Below are 20156 nucleotides of genomic sequence, written 5' to 3' on the forward strand. Positions count from 1 at the left end.
AGTCTATTTTACACCACAAAACAGTCTGTTTTGAATGCTTCATGTGTTTCTTTCGTACCTATAGATGCTTCGGACAACAAGGGTGCAACGATGTTCTGAGGTCGTATCTACAAAAAGCATGCGTCCAAAACGACAAAAAAAAATCCTAACGTTGTGCTTATTCCGTAGGCTCAAAATAGGAGAAACAATCCGCCTAAGCCCTACGAGAACACAACGTTAGGAATGCTAACTCTTCGCTAAATACTAAAAGGTGATGAGTCGAGAACCGTCCTCTTGCTCCATGATGTGTACCTTTACGGCGTCTTTTGGCAACAAGTCTTCTATCAATTCGGGCCACTCTAAGAAACAAAGTCGCCCACTGTAGAAGTAATCTTCATAGCCCATATCAAACACTTCTTCTACCTTTTTTATCCGATAAAAATCGAAATGGTAAATCGAGTCGTCTAACTTGTTTGAATAGTACTCATTCACAATGGAGAAAGTGGGCGACGTAATGACATCGTCTACCTGCAAACACTCACAAATAGCCTTGATAAAAGTGGTCTTCCCTGCACCCATTTTTCCGTAAAAAGCAAATACATTGCCTTTACCCATGTTATCAATAAACTGCTGTGCAGCCTCATGAATATGATCTAATGATTCAATTTTAATATCCATATCATTATTGTTTTAATTTTTTACTGTCTGTTCTTTGGTCTTAACTCGTTTTTTCGGTGTCAACGTAATGAGTGGCACCAACATTTCTTCCATACTAATGCCTCCATGCTGAAAAGTATCTTTGTAATAAGCTACATAATAATTATAGTTGTTGGGATAAGCCAAGAAGGTGTCACCCGTAGCAAATACATAAGTTGTGCTAATATTCGGTGACGGCAATTGCGCTAAAGCTGGCTTTTTGATTGTAAACACTTCTTTGGCTGAATAATTGAGGTTTTTGCCTAATTTATAGCGCAAATTCGTATTCGTATTACGGTCTCCAATAATTTTAACAGGTTTTGAAGCCCTGATACTGCCGTGGTCGGTCGTTAAAATGACTTTATAATTTGCCTGTGCCAAGAGCTTCATCAGCTCTGACATCATGGAGTGTCGAAACCAACTCTTCGTGATACTCCGATAAGCAGATTCGTTGTTTGCCAATTCTCGCACCATCTTAGATTCCGTACGTGCATGAGAGAGCATGTCGATGAAGTTGACTACCAAGACATTCAAATCGTTTTTGGACAGTTCGTGCAGTTGGTCAAAAAACTTATCTGCACCGCCCGAATCATTCACCTTATGATAACTAAAACTGTCATGACGCCGATAACGCTCTATCTGCGTCTTTATCAACGGTGCTTCATTCAGGTTTTTGCCTTCCTCTTCATCTTCATCAACCCATAAATCGGGGAACATTTCAACAATTTGTTGTGGCATCAATCCGCTGAAAATAGCATTGCGCGCGTACTGTGTTGCCGTGGGTAGGATGCTACAGTATAGGTCATCGTCTATCTCGAACATATCACTCAAATCGTTGGCAATAGCTCGCCATTGGTCATATCTAAAGTTGTCTATGACTATAAGGAACACTTTTTCACCTTGATCGAGCAGAGGGAATATCTTTGTCTTAAAGATATCTGGGCTGAGTAGTGGACGATTTGCTTGATGAGGAGCTACCCAATCCAGATAATGTTTGCTTATATATTTGGCAAAACCTTGGTTGGCATCCTCCTTTTGCATTTGCAACATTTCTGTCATGTTACTATTTGCGGCACTCAACTCCAGTTCCCAATGTACCAATCGCTTGTAGATACTTTTCCAGTCTTCAAGCGTTTGGCAGTCCATCATCTGCATGGCAATAGCTTGAAAACTTTGTTGATACCCTGATTGTGTGACCTCTGTTACAATTTCTCGCCGATGGATGTTCTTTTTAAGCGTTAGAAGAATTTGGTTTGGATTAACAGGTTTAATCAGATAATCAGCAATTTTCGACCCGATGGCTTGCTCCATGATATTCTCCTCTTCGCTCTTCGTCACCATTACCACAGGGGTTGCCGGATGAATCTCCTTGATTTGCTGTAAGGTTTCAAGCCCTGTAAGACCGGGCATCATTTCATCGAGCAACACCAAGTCGAAGGTCTGTTCCTGACAAGCCTCGATGGCATCCGCACCATTGCTCACTGTGACCACTTCGTAACCTTTCTTTTCCAAGAAGAGAATATGCGCACGAAGCAAGTCAATCTCATCATCTACCCACAATAATAATCCGTTACTCATCTCTAAAATCCTTCTAAATCATAATATTCATCACCAAAATCTATCACTTTAGGCTCTGCTTTTTTCTTCTTCTTTTTATTCTTATCCGTAGTTTTATCTACGGTCTTGGGCTTGGCTGTCTTGTCTTTAGCAGTTTTGCCATCCTCAAAATAGATAATCGTCTCACCCACTCGTTGTGGTTGTTGCTTATTCGGCTCTTGCTTAGACTTTGCTTTAGCAGGCTGAACAGGTTGGGTTGGCACCTTTTGGGGCGAATTTTTCGCATTCGCTGGCAACTGCTTTGTCGACTTTGTTTTAGCAGAATCGGCTGGCAGCGGCGTCTTTGAAGTTGTACGAGGAGCCAATGGAATCACCGTTTCTCCACTGTTGCTTTCCTTTTTAGGTTGTTCTACTGGAATGATTGTACCGCCTTGATGATTCGATGACTTGTCATTTTCCGTTGGAAGAACATAAGTACCGCTGTCCAAAGGCTTGCTTTCCAAACCGTTGTCAATAAAGGTAGCATCATCGAGCAACCTATCTACCTCTTCAAGAGTGGGCTTAGGTTGTGCCTGTGTCTTTACCTCTGTGGGCTCGGTCAATAACTGGAAAGTACTAATCTTTAATGGAGCAAAGTGCTTGGTATAATATTTATCGTAATCATCGTAACTGAAATTTGTTCCCAACAGTTCAAGATTCACATCACTGATGACAAAAGTACGGGCGTGCTTCAATAGGGATGCCAGCTCTCTCTGCTTATGAAAAGCACGTGCATATTGCAAGGCTTCATCGAAATTGAGAAATCCTGCTATCTTCATGAGATGCAAACCAAAATCGTCTTGCGTTATGACGACATCGAAATTACGAACCACATACTGGGTAAAGTTGTATTTGGCGACACGATATAGCAACTGATTTTCATTCACAGAGTCAGGATGATAAGCGATCATAAACGTAAAATTGGTGTTGCGCTCGTTGCTAAATGTTCGCTTGGCAATCGAGTCACTATCACTTAACACAGCTGCCCGACGCGACCACACATCACCTATATCGAACTTACCTCCACGCAACTTCCGACCAGCCTGCACACCGTTGATAATCATACCCGCCAAAGGACTGAGTTTACTCTCGGGATATTTTTTCACCAACGTATGAAGATCTGCCAAGCATTGAGTAGCATCACCACGATTCAACTTACCCAATCCACCTATAAAAAGGAATTTATCACGGTTTGCACCCAGTGGGAAACGTGTCTCGGAAATGTGCGTATTCGCCAGCACCTCATCGTATCGGTCGGCTTTGAAAGCGTTGTATGTGGCAGCATAAATCGAGTCTTCAATGTGTACACCCAACTTTGCATTCTCCTGAAAATAGGGGTCAGTGAGCAAAACAGTCCACTCACTCTTCGGAAATTGCGTCTTTAAGCGTTGCACGTAACCGTTTGCCACAGCCGGTTGATGTAGCCTCGAATAGAGCAAGAATAAATGATAGTAAGCCAAATCCATGTGCTCGTACGTTGGATATTGCTCTACCAATCGTCGTAAGGCTTTCTCTCCAAGGCGTAAGTTATCTAATTTATCCTTGAATATCACCCCTGCATGATACAAACCATCCATAATCAGTTGGTTGCTGGCAGCCACTTGATCTGGGGTAAAGGGTATCTGAGCCAAATAAAAAGCACGCTGATGAGGGTCGCTTTGCGCACTATCGGGAACCTGTTGCAAAGAGTCTTCCATACTCTCTTGCTGCCGAATGGAGTCAAGTTGCAATTCTGATAGTTCTTGTTGCTGCCCTAAAGAGACAACAGTCTTGTTGATACGCTGCCAATTATCTACATTTTCTCGCTTTCCCCACAAACGTTGAAATGCCGTTTTGCCTTGGTTAACTGCCATGGGATTGTAAAAGTACCACTCTCCAGACCGTTGTCCGTTGACATTAGGCAATGTGTTACGCTTCGTCATCCTTTCCTGTGGGTCAAAGGGAGTATTGAAATCGTCTTGTGATTCCTGTCTTGTTGATTGCATCGCCAACAAGTCTGCTTCTTCTTTTTCTTTCTTTTTCAACGCCTTGATTACCCTGTCTATTGCCGCATTACGTTGCGCTTCGGGCATTTTAGCCAAGATTTGCAATGAATCTTGCAGCTGCACTGCATTCGTATATGGCACCAACTCATCCAGTATTTCGGAGCGTCGAGCCATTTGTCCATAGTCTTCACGATCCTTATCTAAAAGACCTATTGCCTCTCCATAACACCGTTTGGCATCGTCATACTTCTCACGATTCCAATACAAATCACCCAATTTCAACAGTAACACGCCTTTCTCAATGCCAGAACGTGTAGCACGTTTGTTGCCTTCTTCGAACGCATCAATGGCTCTTAACGTATCCTTTTGTCCCAAATAGATGTTACCTATGGCATAATACACCTGATCTAAATAATCTTTGTTATTGTCATTGGCAGCCATGCGGTGCAGCTTACGAATCATTTGATGCCCCTGTGTTCCAGCCATCACTTTGGTCATGGCTATCCGTGCATTAAACTCAATCTGATAAGGTGGATGCAACCTGATGACTCGTCGATAAGCCTGATAGGCAAGTTCTTTTTGATTGATAGCCTCGTACAACTGTCCCAACAAGAAATACTGTCGTGCTTTCTGTCGACGGCGCATCTCATGTTTGATAACTTTACGAAGATAGGGAATGGCTTTTGCATACTCCTTCGTATGGATATAATAATCGGTATAAGTATAATCCCATTCCTTTTGGGCTTGCCAATGCACTGAGTCTCGCTCCATATTGCGAATAACATCCTCCGCATCGTATAACCATCCTTGTTCTATATAGCTTTTTGCCAACCATGCACGTGCCCTTCCATAAATAGAAGGTTGCGTTTGATAAAGTCTACTCATGTAAGAAAAGGTAGATACAGCTTCATCAAAAGCCCCAGAATGAAATTGAGCACGCCCCATCAACATCCATGCTTTCCACAAAAACGGATTATACTCTTTCCGATTGAGCCATTCTTTGTCCTTTGCAGTCTTACGCTTTCCTGACCGCCATTCGGGTCTTTTCTTGATGCTATGCAGTTTGATAGCCTTCTTACTTTTCTCCACCGCACGTTCAAAGTTCGCCTTTCCCAGCTCTCTACTGCTTTTACTTCCCACAGGATAAAGCGGAAGAAGTTCTGTAAAATTGTCCTGATGACCATTCTCTTTCTCTAAAGAGGCATCAATATAAGCCACAGTTCCATTGTAATACGTGTTATAGCGCGCATTAAAAGCATGCCACCACCTGCTCCGCGCAGTGTTCTTCTGCGTGGAACAACCTGATACTAAGAATAAAAGTATTATTATCTGAATCAGGAAAGCGACATATCTAAGCTGCCATAACCTCATTATTAATAAACTTATTCCTTAACACTTTTATTGCTTTGAGCAAACCATAAATCAAGATACTCACAAAGATAATAGCGGCACCTGACGGAATATTCAGCATGTAACTAATGCTTAGTCCTATCAAACAATCTATCCAACCAAAGAAGATACTCCACAAAATCATTCGTTTGAAACGATATGTAAACAGATTAGCAGTCATCTGTGGGATGGTGAGCAAGCTAATAGCCAGCACAATGCCCACCATTCGGAGGGTGGCAACAATGGTCATGGCAATTAAAATCATCATGAGATATTCAATGGCTGTTACTGGCAATTGCTGCGATTGTGCAAAACGGCTGTCGAAAGCAACGCTAAGAATGGCTCTAAAAAGTAAGGTAAACACAACTATCACAAAAACCGTGAGTACCAACAGAAACAAAATATCAGCAGAACCTATCGACAAGATGCTACCAAACAGAAAAGAAGGAAGGTCGGGAAGGAACCCCGGTGTAAGGTAACAACAAATGATTCCTACACTCATCCCAAGCGTCCAAAACATAGCAATGGCAGAGTCAATGCGCACATTGTACTGGTTGGACATCCATTGAATGCCACATGCGCTAAAAATAGCAAATGCCAAAGCAGACAAAATAGGGTTGACTCCCAACAGAACTCCCATTCCTACTCCTCCGAACGAGGCATGAGTGATGCCACCACTAATGAGGACTAATCGACGTGCCACAATGTAAGTTCCGATAAAACCACATAAGACACTTGCCAAGAGAGCGCCAATCAGTGCATTTTGAAAGAAAGTATAGCTCAATATTTCCATTCTTAACTATTGCTCATCAACATTATTACCTCATCTTTGAGCTGATTAGGAAGATTGATACCACGCAGGATAAGACTTCTATTCCAATCTTTTACCTCCTCCTGTCGCATCGTTTCCAGTATTTCTGCAAACTCCTTCACCTCTTCATCCGTATAAGCATCCGCTGCCCTTCCCTGATAACAATCCAACTCTTCGTCATTAAAATATTCTATTTCTTTAGTGGCTGCCTCCATCATGCAGACTTGCTCGCAACGATTGTCTATGCCATCACAGGTAGCACACGAATGTGCAGGCAATGCCACCTCTTCGTGATGGTCGCCCGACTTTGAAGCAAAAAAGCCGAACAAAGCAGCAACAACGCCTATTCCTATTAACAAAAGAACGAGAAAAATCATGTGGTTAATTTTTAGAATTACTTGCTTTCTTCGATTTCAAACCCAACACTTCGCAAATCATTCCAAAACTGTGGGTAAGATTTGGAGACCACTTCTGGATGATTGATGCGCAACCCGGGGAACTTAATTGCCGCTGGTGCAAAAGCCATCGCCATTCGATGATCCTCATAGGTGTCTATGGGTTCGAAAGAAGGTTCACACCTTTCCCCATTCCAGACAAGTTCACTCTTATTTTGTTCTTTGATGACATACCCCAACTTACGCATTTCTACCTTCAATGCCTCCAGTCGATTGGTTTCTTTGATGAGCAGTGTTGACAGTCCAGTAAATAGAAAAGGAATATCCAAAACGGCACAACAGACCACAAAAGTCTGTGCCAAATCAGGACAATTCACAAAGTCATATTCCAATCTTGGCAGATTTCGTTCATGTCGTGTAATCCGCATTCCTGCCGAGTGAGTATCATCGGCCTCCTCCACTTCTGTCTTGACGCTTAACAATGAAAAGAGATAGCGCAACACAGAATCGCCTTGTTTAGAACCATCCAATAAGCCTGGCAGAAAAAAGGTATTGTCACGATGCGTAGAAAGTGCCAATATCTCGTACCAATACGATGCTGCACTCCAATCGCTTTCTATGTAATAGGTGCAGGGAGCATAAGGCTTAGGGCGCACAGCAATGGTATCTATGTCGGTCCACTCAACTTCAGCCCCAAACTGTTGCATCACCCAAAGTGTGAGATCTATATAAGGGCGCGAAATCATGCCATTGGTCAACTTGATGTTTAAGCCTTTCGGAAGGACAGGACCTAACATGAGCAAGGCGGATACATATTGCGAACTCACATTGCCAGGCATCTCGATATCACCACCAGCCAACTGCTTTCCATGAATGCGAAGAGGAGGATAACCGTCTTCGCCCATGTATTCGATATCGGCGCCTAAATAGCGAAGGGCATCTACCAAAGGTCCTATGGGACGATGTTGCATTCTTTCTGTTCCTGTAAGCACATGTTCCCCCTCGGATATGGAAAGGAATGCAGTAAGGAAACGCATGGCAGTTCCCGCCGCCTTGATATCTATCACTGTTGGCATGTGCATGATCGCATTCATGATGACTTGCGTATCATCACAGTCGGAAAGATGATGTGGCTGAACCTTTCCACCCGACAAAGCATGGATAATCAAAGCTCGATTGCTCACACTCTTCGAGGGTGGCAATTGAACGGTATGATTAAAATAGCTCGGAGCCGTAATCTTATATTGTGTCATCTTGTCTTTTTTATCGTATCGTTTGAATAGGCAATTGATATACCTCGTCGTCCTCGTATCTCAAAGCTCGACTCTTAGAACGATTTTTCTTTGGACCTGGTATCAATGGACTGTAATACAAGACTTGTCGAATACGGTCTTTCTGTTCCTTTGTAAACCGAAATCCATACCCAATGGCATAGTCCATGATGTTGTCGGCATCGAATGTTTCGCCCGCACAATTATTCCTCATCACCAATCTTTTCATGTCCACCTGCCGCTTGTGCATAAAACGAAGGTAATTATTAAGCCACTCATTATAGTTCACTTTGTTGTATGAAGGCGTATCTTTACAGTAGTCTGTATCGAAACATTCGTCGATAGCCTCATAATTTCCATTTACTTTCTTCTCCGTGAAAGTGTGATGCAGCCCCAAGTAATGCCCCAATTCATGCGCTAAAGTAACATTCACATCAGTAGATAGATATTGATAGCCACTTTTGCCTTTATCGCTTAACTGATAACGAGTAGACTCTGAATTGATAAAGGTGCTATTGATAGAAGTACAATAGGCAAAGCTAAGATTCTTCTTTGTAAGGTAAGAACGCTGAATTGTTTCCAAACCTTCCAACGAAGTACTACCCTTGACAACATAAGGTAGATGGCTAATGCCTAATATCTGCGCATTTTTTTCAGAACTGAAATGATACAAAAATACGTTGATGTACTCATTGGGTTCCCAAAGGTATTTGACATACTTCCTATTATTGTCGTTCATAAACTCTTGGACATCAATGGGATACTTCCCTGTGTATTTGATATAATCAACACCGGGTGTCTTCAAACGGTGCCCCTTCTCATCATATTGAGCAAGAAAGAAGCGGACACGAATATTTTCACTCTCTCCATAAATCTGCCCCTGATACAACTCATTGAGATAAACAACCAACGATTGGATGCGAGACACAGGTACATACTGGGTCGGGTCATCAATATCTTGATAAAGAACATGAAATATAAGGGGCAATTGATAGATATAATCATCATTGAGCGTTGCCTTTGTATCATCATCGTCTTCATCTACCACCTGCGAATAATCCTTCTTTGCAAGCCCGTCATTGTCATCATTACAAGCCCCCAAGACGCTGCAAAGCAGTAGAAATAGATAGATATAATATTTCATGAACGTGGGTACATTTGGTTGAATGCAAAGTTACGAAATTATCAACGAATGACAAGAGGAATTCAAAGTTATCTCGTTAAATAATCCTTTTTAGAATAAAAATCAAAACATATATTTGCAGATATCCATAAAAGTATATATCTTTGCAGCACTTTAAGAGTTAGTTCGGGATTTGGCGCAGTTGGTAGCGCACACGTCTGGGGGGCGCGAGGTCGCTGGTTCGAGTCCAGTAATCCCGACAAAAGCAACAAGCTGTGATAAAATTATCACAGCTTTTTTGTTGTATAAACACTTGATATTATTTTGAATTATCTTGACAAATGGCGTTAAATGCTTCGAGTATTTTCGACAACCAAATCTTTTGTCGGAAATATCGCCTTATTTTTAATAGTTAGATAAATTGTTGTATTTCAATCAGTTTCATTGTTTTCCACTTTTATGCCATGCTCCTTTCGAAGTTAGAGCATTGGGATAAGGGCATTAACCCATGGAGATTGGCAGACTAAATGGTGCAAACAACCGCTCTATTATCATGACATAACACGGCGAAGAGATGAAAAAACGCAAAAAAGTCATTGTTTTTTGCTTTTTTGCAACATGGTTTAGCATCTTTTGGTGGTACAATTTGCCTTTTCACCCTTTTACACTACCCCTTGAATTTCTATTTTCAAGATTTTGAAGTGCTTGTTTTTGTGACTTTTTATTGACACAACAAAATATCAAAACGAATGGAATAACAAGCAACACATCTTTGGATGCAGCATCTTAATATTGGCAGTTTACACACTATATGCTATAAAAAAAAGAACATTGTTGTCACATTAATGTTTTAATTTATATATTTGCAAGAATTTTATGAACACCAAACACCCTATAAACCCTATCATCCCATGCAGCTAAAAGCTATGGCAAGCGAACATAACACCAGACGTTCTGTCAATTTCGACCTACTGAAAGTAATGGCCATGTTTTCCATTATTGTGATTCACTATTATAGTCACTATGTTTTCAAAGTACATCCATACTTTGCAGTGTCTACTGATTATTTAACTCCTCCCTTAGTTCTCAACTACATCTTTTCGGAGATATTCTACCTCTTCAGCCATATTGCCGTAAATTGTTATGTACTTGTGACAGGCTATTTTATGATAGACAAATCGTTTAAGTTAAGTCGTTTGTCCCTATTATGGATAAAAGTGTTTTTCTATTCTGTTGCCATATTCCTAATATTTGTTTACTTTGGATTAGAGAAATGGAATGTCGGTAGCATGAACAAGGTTCTATTTCCCATTACATCACAAATGTATTGGTTTATTACCAATTACGTTGCACTGCTCATTTTTGCTCCCATACTCAACGCTTTTGTTCGTCAAACAAACCGAAATCAATATATATACGTACTCATTGGCATGGGTGCAATTAGTATAACCATTTACAAATTTCCACTTGGCGATGTTTATGGTGGGAGTTATGGTTTGCTATGGTTTGTCTACTTATACCTCACAGCAGGATATCTTAAACTGCATACTCGTGCTAAGGGACACTATGGTTGTAAAGCTATAATTGCTGCAAGCATTACAATGATAGTGCATGGGCTACCTGCCCTTTGGTTGTTGATACAACATAAAAATGGGCTAAAAGCATTTGGCTTTCATTACAATGGGCTTGTATTTTTCTTTAGTCTTTACTTTTTTCTTTGGATAAGAGGTATCAATATGCAAAGTAACAAGATAGCAAAACGACTTTCGCAAATTACTCCTTACACACTTGCGGTGTATTTGCTTAGCGACAACCCTATGGTTAGAAAGATATTATGGCAATATTGCAGAACATGGAATGATAATTTCAGTCAAGTGTTGTTTCTTCCCAAAATGCTGTTTACCTGTATGGTCATTTTCCTTACATGCATCATGATTGACTACTTGCGTAACAAAGCATTTAAATGGTTAAGAATTGAGCGTGGGGTAAAGACCTGTTCGGACAGAATAGAACAGCTTATAAAACGATGTGTGAGCAATGATAGCAATGTAACAATGACAAGTTGAGAAAACATTTGCTACCCTGCTTTCTCTATTCGAAACAAAAACAAAGATGTCCTAAAGACAAAAGTTTCCTACCTTAAGAAAGTAGGAAACTTGAGATATGGTTTACAACAGCGCCTTGAACTTTGCGTCTAAGGTTGCCTTTGATGCAGCACCCACAAACTTATCAACCAGTTCTCCTCCCTTAAAGAAAAGAATAGTGGGAATGCTACGCACGCCAAACTCCATGGCTAAGTCGTCATTTTCTTCTACATCGCACTTGCCAACTACAATTTTTCCGTCGTAATCTTCTGCCAATTCAGAGATCACTGGACCCACTGCACGACAAGGACCACACCATGTTGCCCATAAATCTACAACTAATGGCAAATCACCATTCTTATAATTCTCAAAGTTTTTTGATGTAATTTCTACTTCCATTTGTTTTCTTTTTATGTTCGGTTATTATTTACAAAAATAGATGTTTATACTGAAACCTGCAAATAATACAGCATATTAATTTACCAGATAGCTCATATCTGGATGACTTTCAACATATCGTATCAATTCATGACTGAGACTGATATTTCTTATATTAGAGTGCAGCAGTACACTTGCATTGCGTTTCTTGTCGACTATTTGGAAACATAGTTGGGTACTTCCTGGACTATCTGCCAACATGGCGGTAATGTCGCTGACCATGACATCATCTATCGTGTCGCTATTCATCACAATAGTAAACTTTTCTATACGCTTATCCTTCACCGTTTGTAGATATTGCACGTCCTGAATACGGAGGTCATAGAAGTCACTGTCGCGAAAACGCTGTGTACACTTACCTATTAAATAAATAGTACTACCCACAATCATCATGCCCTTCCATTTTCCCCATTCTTCTCCAAAGAACGCTAATTCTCCCGAACCACTGAAGTCCTCAATGGTAACAAATCCGCAGGGCTTACCCGTCTTAGTGAATTTGTCCTTTACGTCTGTTATCATTCCTCCAAAAACGATATTGGATTTTTTGGACAACTCTGCCCTATCTGCCAACTCACAGCACTGTGTATTACACATTGTCTTCAGGACAATGCTGTATTCGTCTAAGGGATGCGCCGACAGATAAATGCCAACGAGTTCATGCTCCTTATTTAATCTTTCTATATTACTCCACAATTCGGGCTTTGGAATGGCAGGTGTGGCTATTTCAACCGCATTTTCACCACCGAAGAGCGAATGTTCCAATTCCGATTTCTTCGTCTGATACAGCTGTCCATAGCGCACCAACGTCTCCACGAACAACTCACCTTTGGCGTTTGCGGTAAAATAGCTTTCACGAGGAAGACCAAAGCTATCAAAGCCACCGCTCAATGCCAAACTTTCAAAAGCCTTTCTGTTCACATTCGTAAAGTCCACTCTCTGCACGAAATCGAAGATGTCTTTATAAGCTCCATGTGCTTCACGCTCGTCAATAATGGCTTTGGCGGCAGCATTACCCATACCCTTGATAGCTGCTAACCCAAAGCGAATCTCGCCATGATGATTTACACCAAACTTCTCGTAACTCTCATTTACATCGGGTCCAAGCGTTGCTATGTTCATCGACTTACACTCATCCATGAGTTTAGACACCTCTGTAATCTGATCCTTACGACGACTCATAATGGCTGCCATGAACTCCGCAGGATAATGTGCCTTAAGGTAAGCCGTTTGAAATGCTACCCAAGAATAGCATGCTGCATGGGATTTGTTGAACGCATAAGATGCAAACTTTTCCCAATCTGCCCATATCGAATCGAGTATTTTAGGGTCGTAACCATTCTTCTTCCCTCCTTCAATAAACTTAGGTTTCATGGCATCTACTATTGCCTTCTTCTTCTTACCCATCGCTTTACGCAGTGCATCACTCTCACCACGTGTAAAGTTAGCAAGCAATCGGGACAGAAGCATCACTTGCTCTTGATAGACAGTAATGCCATAAGTATCCTTCAGATACTTTTCCATAATAGGAATGGGATAGGAAATAGGCTCAAGACCCTTTTTACGAGCAATGAACGAAGGAATATTGTCCATAGGTCCGGGACGATAAAGGGCATTCATCGCTATCAAGTCACCAAACTTCGTAGGACACAGTTGCCGCAGATAGTTTTGCATACCAGACGACTCAAACTGGAATGTACCAATAGTTCGTCCTTCTTGATACAATTGATACGTCAGCTCATCATCAATCGGAATGTTGTCAAGATCAATATCAATGCCTCTTGTTAATTTAACATTCTTTACCGCCTCTTTTAACTCAGAAAGTGTTTTCAGCCCCAAGAAGTCCATTTTAATGAGACCTGTTTCTTCTATCACATGGCCATCATACTGAGTACAGTTCGTCTTTTCATCCTTAAAATCAGGATCATCGGCTGTTGAGATAGGCACCCAATCACTTATAGGGTCTCTACAAATAATAAATCCACAAGCATGGATACCTGTTCCTCGCACCGTTCCTTCCAACATTTTGGCATATTTTATCGTGTTGCTCTCACGTATGTCGGTAGACGCCTCCGCATCTCGCAACTCTGGTGTACACTTAATGGCATTGATTAAGTTCATTTTCAATCCATCAGGAAGACGGTCAGGAATAGCTTTACACAAAGCATTCGAACGATTGAGAGGAAGTTTTTCTACGCGAGCCACATCCTTAATCGAGTTTTTGGTCGCCATACTACCATAGGTGATAATATGCGCACAATTCTCGTGTCCATATTTGTCCATCACCCATTTTAGCACTTTGCCTCGCCCATCATCATCAAAATCGGTATCTATATCAGGCAATGAAATACGGTCGGGATTGAGGAAACGTTCAAACAGCAAATCATATTTCAACGGATCTATCTTGGTGATTCCCAAACAGTACGCCACTACAGAACCAGCAGCCGAGCCTCGCCCCGGACCAACCATCACGCTTAATTCTTCACGAGCGGCACGAATAAAGTCCGAAACGATTAAGAAATAGCCAGGGAAACCCATCGTCTTCATGACATGTAGTTCAAAACGAATACGGTCGTCTATCTCTTTTGAAAAAGAATCTCCATAAATTTTTCTGGCTCCCTCATAAGTCAACTGCTCCAAATAATCAGCTTCAAACTTAATGCGGTACATCTTTTCATACCCACCTAAATGTTCTATTCGCTTTAGTGAATCGGCTTCCGATAGCGGATTCTCGCCATTCTCATCGGTGGTAAACTCTCGATACAAGTCTTCTTTGCTAAACTTCTGTTCCCATTCTTCTTCGGTACCAAATGATTTTGGTATGGGAAAGTTAGGCATAATGGGATCATGGTTGATAGAATAGGCTTCAACTTTATCAAGAATTTCTAAAGTATTCGTCAAAACCTCTGGTAAATCATCGAACACTTGGTTCATCTCAGCCCGAGTCTTAAACCACTCTTGCTTAGAATACAGCATACGAGTAGGGTCGTCCAAATCTTTTCCAGTAGACAAACACAACAGGTGGTCGTGCGCTTCTGCATTGTCTTGGTCGACAAAGTGTACGTCATTGGTGCAAATTACCTTAACACCATACTCTTTAGCTAACTCCAATATCACCTTATTAGCACGTTGCTGTAACGGATAAGCCTCCCTATTGGCACGGATATGCGGGTCTTTTACTTCATGTCGTTGTATCTCTAAATAATAGTCTTCACCAAAAACACGCTTATACCATTCTATCGTTTCCCGCACTCCTTCCATATCGCCTTTTAAGATTTTACGAGGAACTTCACCAGCAAGACATGCCGAGGAAACAATCAAGTCTTCGTGATACTTTTCCAAATCTGCACGATCCGTTCGTGGACGCATGTAATAACCATCAACCCAAGAACGACTTACCAACTTAATAAGATTTTTGTAGCCGTTGTAATTCTTCGCCAATACGATAAGGTGATAGCCACTCATATCGCCCATTTCTTTGACTTTATCCTGCTTGGTACGACGTGCGACATACATCTCACAGCCAAAGATGGGCTTAAAGGGTTGCTTTCCTTCAGCTTTGAGTTTTTTATTGACACTATTGGTATAATCGAAAAATTCCTTAATGCCAAACATATTTCCATGGTCGGTAATTGCCATACCTTGCATACCATCGGCAACTGCCTTATCTACAAGGCGTTTGATAGGGGATTGACCATCCAAAATAGAGTAATATGTATGGACGTGAAGGTGTACGTAATCATTCATCTGCTCATCATTTTTGAAGCGTAAAGATACTCAATATCACAGAACTGACCAAAAGAATAACTTTATTATTTGTGGATTTTACAAAAAACATTTACCTTTGCCAATACATTCCATTCATCTATCACCGCATGATAAAGAGAATTAAGAAATTAAAGAAAATCCGAATACATCGAGAGGGAACCGACACACTTATTTGGGGTTTCATCGCCATTGCAGCCATAGATTTGCTCTTGTGGCGAGCATTTGACACAAAAATTCCCTTTTATGTCTTTACTGCTGTCTTCGGTATTATATACGGTATCGTACTCAATTTTTTCCAATGTCCTGTGCGTTTCTTCCCTTCGGAGGATACAGAAAACATTGTAGTAGCACCTGCAGATGGAAAAATTGTCGTCATTGAAGAGGTAGAAGAAAATATTTATTTCCACGAGCGACGTCTCATGATTTCTATCTTTATGAGCCTTTTCAATGTTCATGCTAACTGGTTTCCTGTCGATGGACATGTAAAACTTGTACACCATCAAGATGGAAATTATCATAAAGCTTGGTTACCCAAGGCCAGTGAAGAGAATGAACACAGTGATGTCATCATTACCACACCAAACGGGAAAGACATTTTGTGTCGCCAAATAGCAGGAGCAATGGCACGCCGCATTGTAACATACGCAAAAGAAGGAGAAGATTGTTATATTGACGAACATTTAGGCTTCATCAAGTTTGGCTCGCGCGTTGACGTCTATCTTCCAATTGGCACAGAAGTTTGCGTGAAGATGGGACAAAAGACCGTAGGAGATCAAACCATAATAGCCAAACTGAAGTAAACTATCCATACCCAAATCAGTTTTGTACAAAAGGATTGGATCATCAATTTTTAATAGATTGAAAAAATATGAATCATTTTATAGCCTCAAATATTCCCAATGCACTTACCTGTAGCAACCTTATTTCAGGCTGCATCGCTACACTTTGTGCTTATTCGGGCAACACACAGATGGCACTGATATGGATACTGATTGGTGCCACATTCGACTTTTTTGACGGCATGTCTGCACGACTACTCAAAGTATCCTCCCCCATTGGGAAAGAACTTGATTCGCTTGCAGACGTCGTGACCTTTGGTGTAGCCCCATCAACAATGATTTACTACACGCTAAGTGTTATTGACTATCCCTCTTTCCTACAATCTCCACCGCAATATTCGTTTGACGTTTATCGAACTGTGATTCCTTATTTGGCGTTTCTCATGGCAGCTTTCTCTGCCTTGCGACTTGCAAAATTCAATATTGACCAACGCCAGACCGATTCGTTCATCGGCTTGCCAACACCAGCCAATGCGCTCTTTTGGGGAGCACTCATCTTGACTAATCCCTATTGGATAGAAAATAATTCATGGTCACTCTTTTGCATTTTAGCACTCATGCTCACGAGTTGTTATCTTTTGGTTTGTGAACTTCCCATGTTTGCCTTGAAATTTAAGCACTGGACTTGGAAGGGTAACACCATTCGATACAGTTTCATGATTCTCACGATCATCGTACTTTGCTTATTTGGTGTATTGAAAGGCTGGTGGATAGTCATTGCCTGCTATTTCCTTATCTCTCTATATCTTTATATCACAGGCAAATCTAAACGTATCTCCAAATAAGACTCAACAAAACGCATCCTTATGATTTTCAAAATCATTCTTATCCTATTTCTTTTAGGATTGCTCTTTATAAGTTTGTCAGCTATCAGAGTAATCGCCTTTTTTAGAAAAGGTATGCAACAATTTAAGCAGCAAACTCAACAGCAAAATACACAGCAACGGCAGCAACAACATAGATATTCCAACGGACAAGTTGTGGTTGACCACCGCAATGCAGAAGAGGCAAATAAAAAAATATTTAAGAAGAACGAAGGTGAGTATGTTGACTTTCAAGAAGAACCCATCCATGACGAGAAAGAACAACAACTCTGATGCATAAGCGGAGTTACGCATTCTTTCCAAAATAGTCTCGCACTTCTGCTTCAAAAATCCTTCGCTTCTGCTTCAAAAGTTCGACACTTTAAGAAAAACTGTAGCTTTCTGTCAAGACTATGAGATGTATCCAAGACGATACACCTCATAGACATTATAAAAAAAACACTTTAATCATGCACCAAAGTGCCAATGGCTTCGCCACTGATGACTTTCTTCAAATTGCCATATACATCCATATTAAAGACATAAATGGGCAGATGATTCTCCCTGCACATGGTGGTTGCCGTTAAATCCATCACCTTGAGATGACGGTGATAAATTTCATCAAACGTTATTTCATCAAACTTCTGAGCCGTTGGGTCTTTCTCTGGATCAGCCGTGTACACACCATCTACGCGAGTTCCCTTAAGCATCACGTCAGCTTCTATCTCTATTCCACGAAGTGAACTACCCGTGTCAGTAGTAAAATAAGGTGAACCTGTGCCACAAGAGAAAATACAAATAGTACCGTTCTCCATAGCCTCAATGGCTTTCCACTTATTATAAAACTCACCAATAGGCTCCATACGGATGGCAGTCATCACTTTTGTTTTCACTCCAATAGCACCCAATGCAGAACTTAAAGCCAAAGAATTGATGACCGTAGCGCACATTCCCATTTGATCACCTTTTACCCGATCGAAGCCTTTTTGCGATCCACTCAACCCTCGGAATATGTTACCTCCACCAATCACAATACCTATTTGCACGCCCATGTCGTGAACTTCCTTGATTTGTCGAGCATAGTCCGACAGACGTTCTGCATCAATACCATAGTTTTGCTTGCCCATAAGGCTCTCTCCACTCAACTTTAACAAGATTCGTTTGAACTTTACCATATCATTTAATAAATTAATAATTTTTCTTCTTCGTATGAATAAATGCTACTTCTTTGAACGAATAAGTACGCAAATGCCCTTGCTCATCTCTTAAAAGTAATTGCCCTTGCTCATTCACCCCTTCAAGAATAGCCATAAAGATTCCATTAGAATCTTGGTAGAGATGCGCTTCCCCTTTTCGATACAGCGCTTCATGATAGGGCTTGACTACATATTTTTGAGGGTCGATTGAAAGCAAATCGAGCTGTCTTGCAAATGAATCAATGAGCCGATCTAACAATTTTTCTCGATTCATCTCATGCTTCAGAATCTGAAAAAGTGAGATCGGATTAGGTGCATCGCTCAAGAATCTGGCTTGATTGACATTCAATCCAATACCAAAGATGCTATTTTTGATGCCTTGCGAATCAACAGTATTCTCTATTAAGGTTCCACACAGTTTGCTATCTCGCCAATAAATATCATTTGGCCACTTCAATGAAATATCATCTACATACTCATCCAAGACCCGTTTAATGGACAATGCACCTGCCATAGACAACAAAAATTGGTGATGAATGGGGACGTGATGCGGATGAATTAAGATTGAGAACAGTAGATTTTTACCTGATTCGCTCTCCCAAGAGTGATGACCTTGGCCCTTACCACTGGTTTGATAATCCGCTACCACAACCACCATGTCTTCTTGAAACATCGAGGCATGCTCGGATAGATAAACATTGGTAGAGCCAATGGTATCCAACTGAATGAGTTTGCGGGTCATTATCGTCACAGAAGAACAGGGTTAAAAGCATCCACAAGATGTTCTATTTGCATGGTAGTATCACTCGTTCCTACCACGGAGATAATATCGAACCTTAATTCCTCTTGTATATGATGGAGTTTGACATAAGCATCAGCTGCAAAACCTATATTTCTCATCTTTTTCAGGTCAACCGCCTCTGAAGGCAAGGTAACCTCATCGTCACGCCGTGTCTTTACTTCTACAAAGACACACGTGATTCCATCGGGTGTCAGCGCAATGATATCGATGTCACGACTTCCTTGCTTCCAATCACATTCACGAATGGTATATCCCTTCTGATGCAAGAAAGCAACGGCTTGCTCTTCCCCCCATTTACCTAATTCATTATGCTGTGCCATATCAAGGTAATCATTGTCTTATTTGCAAAAATACGCTTTTTCTGGTTCACATCAAAAAGATTATATTAAATTTGTATGCAAACAATCATGATACACTATGGCAACAGAAGAAGAACTGAAACGAGATGAATACTTTATGCGAAAAGCTTTAATCGAAGCGCAAGCCGCTTTCGATGAAGGCGAAATTCCTATTGGTGCTGTTGTTGTGTGCAAAGGGCAAATCATCTCCAGAGCACACAACCTCACAGAGAGGCTACACGATGTGACGGCACATGCAGAGATGCTCGCCATTACAGCCGCAACCAACCAATTAGGAGGGAAATATCTCACCGATTGCACCTTATATGTGACCATTGAACCATGTCCTATGTGTGCAAGTGCGTGTGGATGGGCACAATTATCTCGTGTCGTGTTTGGTGCCAGCGATGACAAACGGGGATTCAAACGATATGCTCCGAAAGTGTTACATCCCAAAGCTGAAATTACAAATGGCGTACTCAGAGAAGATTGTATGGCACTCATGCAACTTTTTTTTAAGAGGAGGAGAGATTGAAAATCTTTAACTTACCAACGTTGATGCACACACCTATTATTATATGTGTACGAAAAAGCAAATCCTCTCCAACTGGTCAAACAGATGAAGAGGATTTGTTTTGTATGAAAG

At 41.0% G+C, this 20156-nt stretch carries 17 protein-coding genes and 1 tRNA gene; 6 read left to right on the forward strand and 12 right to left on the reverse strand.

From position 1 onward, the window contains the following. Positions 1-243: 243 nt before the first annotated feature. Genes tsaE through HMPREF9304_RS08940 form a run of 7 tightly spaced genes read right to left on the reverse strand, consistent with a single transcriptional unit; the run spans position 244 to position 9266 of the window. A complete protein-coding gene (gene tsaE / locus HMPREF9304_RS08910) occupies positions 244-657 on the reverse strand; it encodes a tRNA (adenosine(37)-N6)-threonylcarbamoyltransferase complex ATPase subunit type 1 TsaE (RefSeq protein ID WP_036928301.1) in 414 nt (137 codons plus the stop codon). 12 nt (positions 658-669) lie between these two features. Then, positions 670-2253, reverse strand: a complete 1584-nt coding sequence (gene porX / locus HMPREF9304_RS08915) for a T9SS response regulator signal transducer PorX (RefSeq protein ID WP_036928303.1) — start codon at positions 2251-2253, stop codon at positions 670-672. A gap of 2 nt (positions 2254-2255) precedes the next feature. Further along, entirely contained in the window at positions 2256-5627 is a 3372-nt protein-coding gene (gene porW / locus HMPREF9304_RS08920; RefSeq protein WP_036928304.1) for a type IX secretion system periplasmic lipoprotein PorW/SprE, read from the reverse strand. Then, positions 5608-6438 carry a metal ABC transporter permease gene (locus HMPREF9304_RS08925; RefSeq protein WP_036928305.1) on the reverse strand — a complete coding sequence of 277 codons (831 nt, stop codon included), beginning with the start codon at positions 6436-6438 and terminating at the stop codon, positions 5608-5610. The genes porW and HMPREF9304_RS08925 overlap by 20 nt, the downstream gene beginning before the upstream one ends. Positions 6439-6440: 2 nt before the next feature. After that, a complete protein-coding gene (locus HMPREF9304_RS08930; protein WP_036928307.1) occupies positions 6441-6833 on the reverse strand; it encodes a hypothetical protein in 393 nt (130 codons plus the stop codon). Positions 6834-6850: 17 nt separating this feature from the next. Continuing rightward, positions 6851-8104 carry a 3-phosphoshikimate 1-carboxyvinyltransferase gene (locus tag HMPREF9304_RS08935; protein WP_036928308.1) on the reverse strand — a complete coding sequence of 418 codons (1254 nt, stop codon included), beginning with the start codon at positions 8102-8104 and terminating at the stop codon, positions 6851-6853. A 10-nt stretch (positions 8105-8114) separates the two neighbouring features. Next, entirely contained in the window at positions 8115-9266 is a 1152-nt protein-coding gene (locus tag HMPREF9304_RS08940) for a zinc-dependent metalloproteinase lipoprotein (RefSeq protein ID WP_036928309.1), read from the reverse strand. 166 nt (positions 9267-9432) lie between these two features. Here HMPREF9304_RS08940 and HMPREF9304_RS08945 point away from each other — a divergent pair. Together HMPREF9304_RS08945 and HMPREF9304_RS08950 are read left to right on the forward strand one after the other, a co-directional pair. Continuing rightward, a tRNA-Pro gene (locus tag HMPREF9304_RS08945) sits at positions 9433-9505 on the forward strand. 666 nt (positions 9506-10171) lie between these two features. Beyond that, entirely contained in the window at positions 10172-11311 is a 1140-nt protein-coding gene (locus HMPREF9304_RS08950; protein WP_197061664.1) for an acyltransferase, read from the forward strand. 102 nt (positions 11312-11413) lie between these two features. On the opposite strand, the gene trxA is transcribed toward HMPREF9304_RS08950, so the two are convergent. Then, positions 11414-11728, reverse strand: coding sequence for a thioredoxin (trxA, locus tag HMPREF9304_RS08955; protein ID WP_036928313.1), 315 nt, complete (start codon positions 11726-11728; stop codon positions 11414-11416). 75 nt (positions 11729-11803) lie between these two features. Beyond that, positions 11804-15511, reverse strand: coding sequence for a DNA polymerase III subunit alpha (gene dnaE, locus HMPREF9304_RS08960; protein WP_036928315.1), 3708 nt, complete (start codon positions 15509-15511; stop codon positions 11804-11806). Between the two features lie 128 nt (positions 15512-15639). On the opposite strand from dnaE, the gene HMPREF9304_RS08965 reads away from it, so the two are divergent. From HMPREF9304_RS08965 to HMPREF9304_RS08975, 3 genes are all read left to right on the forward strand, one after another. Continuing rightward, the gene (locus HMPREF9304_RS08965) at positions 15640-16332 is read left to right on the forward strand and encodes a phosphatidylserine decarboxylase family protein (RefSeq protein ID WP_036928316.1); all 693 of its coding nucleotides are present in this window, start codon (positions 15640-15642) and stop codon (positions 16330-16332) included. A 68-nt stretch (positions 16333-16400) separates the two neighbouring features. Next, entirely contained in the window at positions 16401-17156 is a 756-nt protein-coding gene (pssA, locus tag HMPREF9304_RS08970; protein ID WP_036928317.1) for a CDP-diacylglycerol--serine O-phosphatidyltransferase, read from the forward strand. Between the two features lie 21 nt (positions 17157-17177). Continuing rightward, positions 17178-17468, forward strand: coding sequence for a DUF4834 family protein (locus HMPREF9304_RS08975; protein WP_036928319.1), 291 nt, complete (start codon positions 17178-17180; stop codon positions 17466-17468). Positions 17469-17638: 170 nt separating this feature from the next. Here the strand turns inward: HMPREF9304_RS08975 and pyrH are convergent, their stop codons facing one another. Genes pyrH through HMPREF9304_RS08990 form a run of 3 tightly spaced genes read right to left on the reverse strand, consistent with a single transcriptional unit; the run spans position 17639 to position 19492 of the window. After that, complete coding sequence (gene pyrH, locus HMPREF9304_RS08980; protein WP_028901284.1) at positions 17639-18349, reverse strand: UMP kinase; 711 nt, start codon at positions 18347-18349, stop codon at positions 17639-17641. A 13-nt stretch (positions 18350-18362) separates the two neighbouring features. Then, positions 18363-19112, reverse strand: coding sequence for a biotin--[acetyl-CoA-carboxylase] ligase (locus tag HMPREF9304_RS08985; RefSeq protein ID WP_036928321.1), 750 nt, complete (start codon positions 19110-19112; stop codon positions 18363-18365). A gap of 5 nt (positions 19113-19117) precedes the next feature. Next, the gene (locus HMPREF9304_RS08990) at positions 19118-19492 is read right to left on the reverse strand and encodes a YraN family protein (RefSeq protein WP_008122860.1); all 375 of its coding nucleotides are present in this window, start codon (positions 19490-19492) and stop codon (positions 19118-19120) included. 97 nt (positions 19493-19589) lie between these two features. Between HMPREF9304_RS08990 and HMPREF9304_RS08995 the strand changes: the two genes are divergently transcribed. Continuing rightward, positions 19590-20045 carry a nucleoside deaminase gene (locus tag HMPREF9304_RS08995; RefSeq protein WP_036928322.1) on the forward strand — a complete coding sequence of 152 codons (456 nt, stop codon included), beginning with the start codon at positions 19590-19592 and terminating at the stop codon, positions 20043-20045. Positions 20046-20156: the final 111 nt, after the last annotated feature.

This window comes from Hoylesella timonensis S9-PR14, from assembly GCF_000762405.1.
Lineage (GTDB): Bacteria > Bacteroidota > Bacteroidia > Bacteroidales > Bacteroidaceae > Prevotella > Prevotella timonensis_A.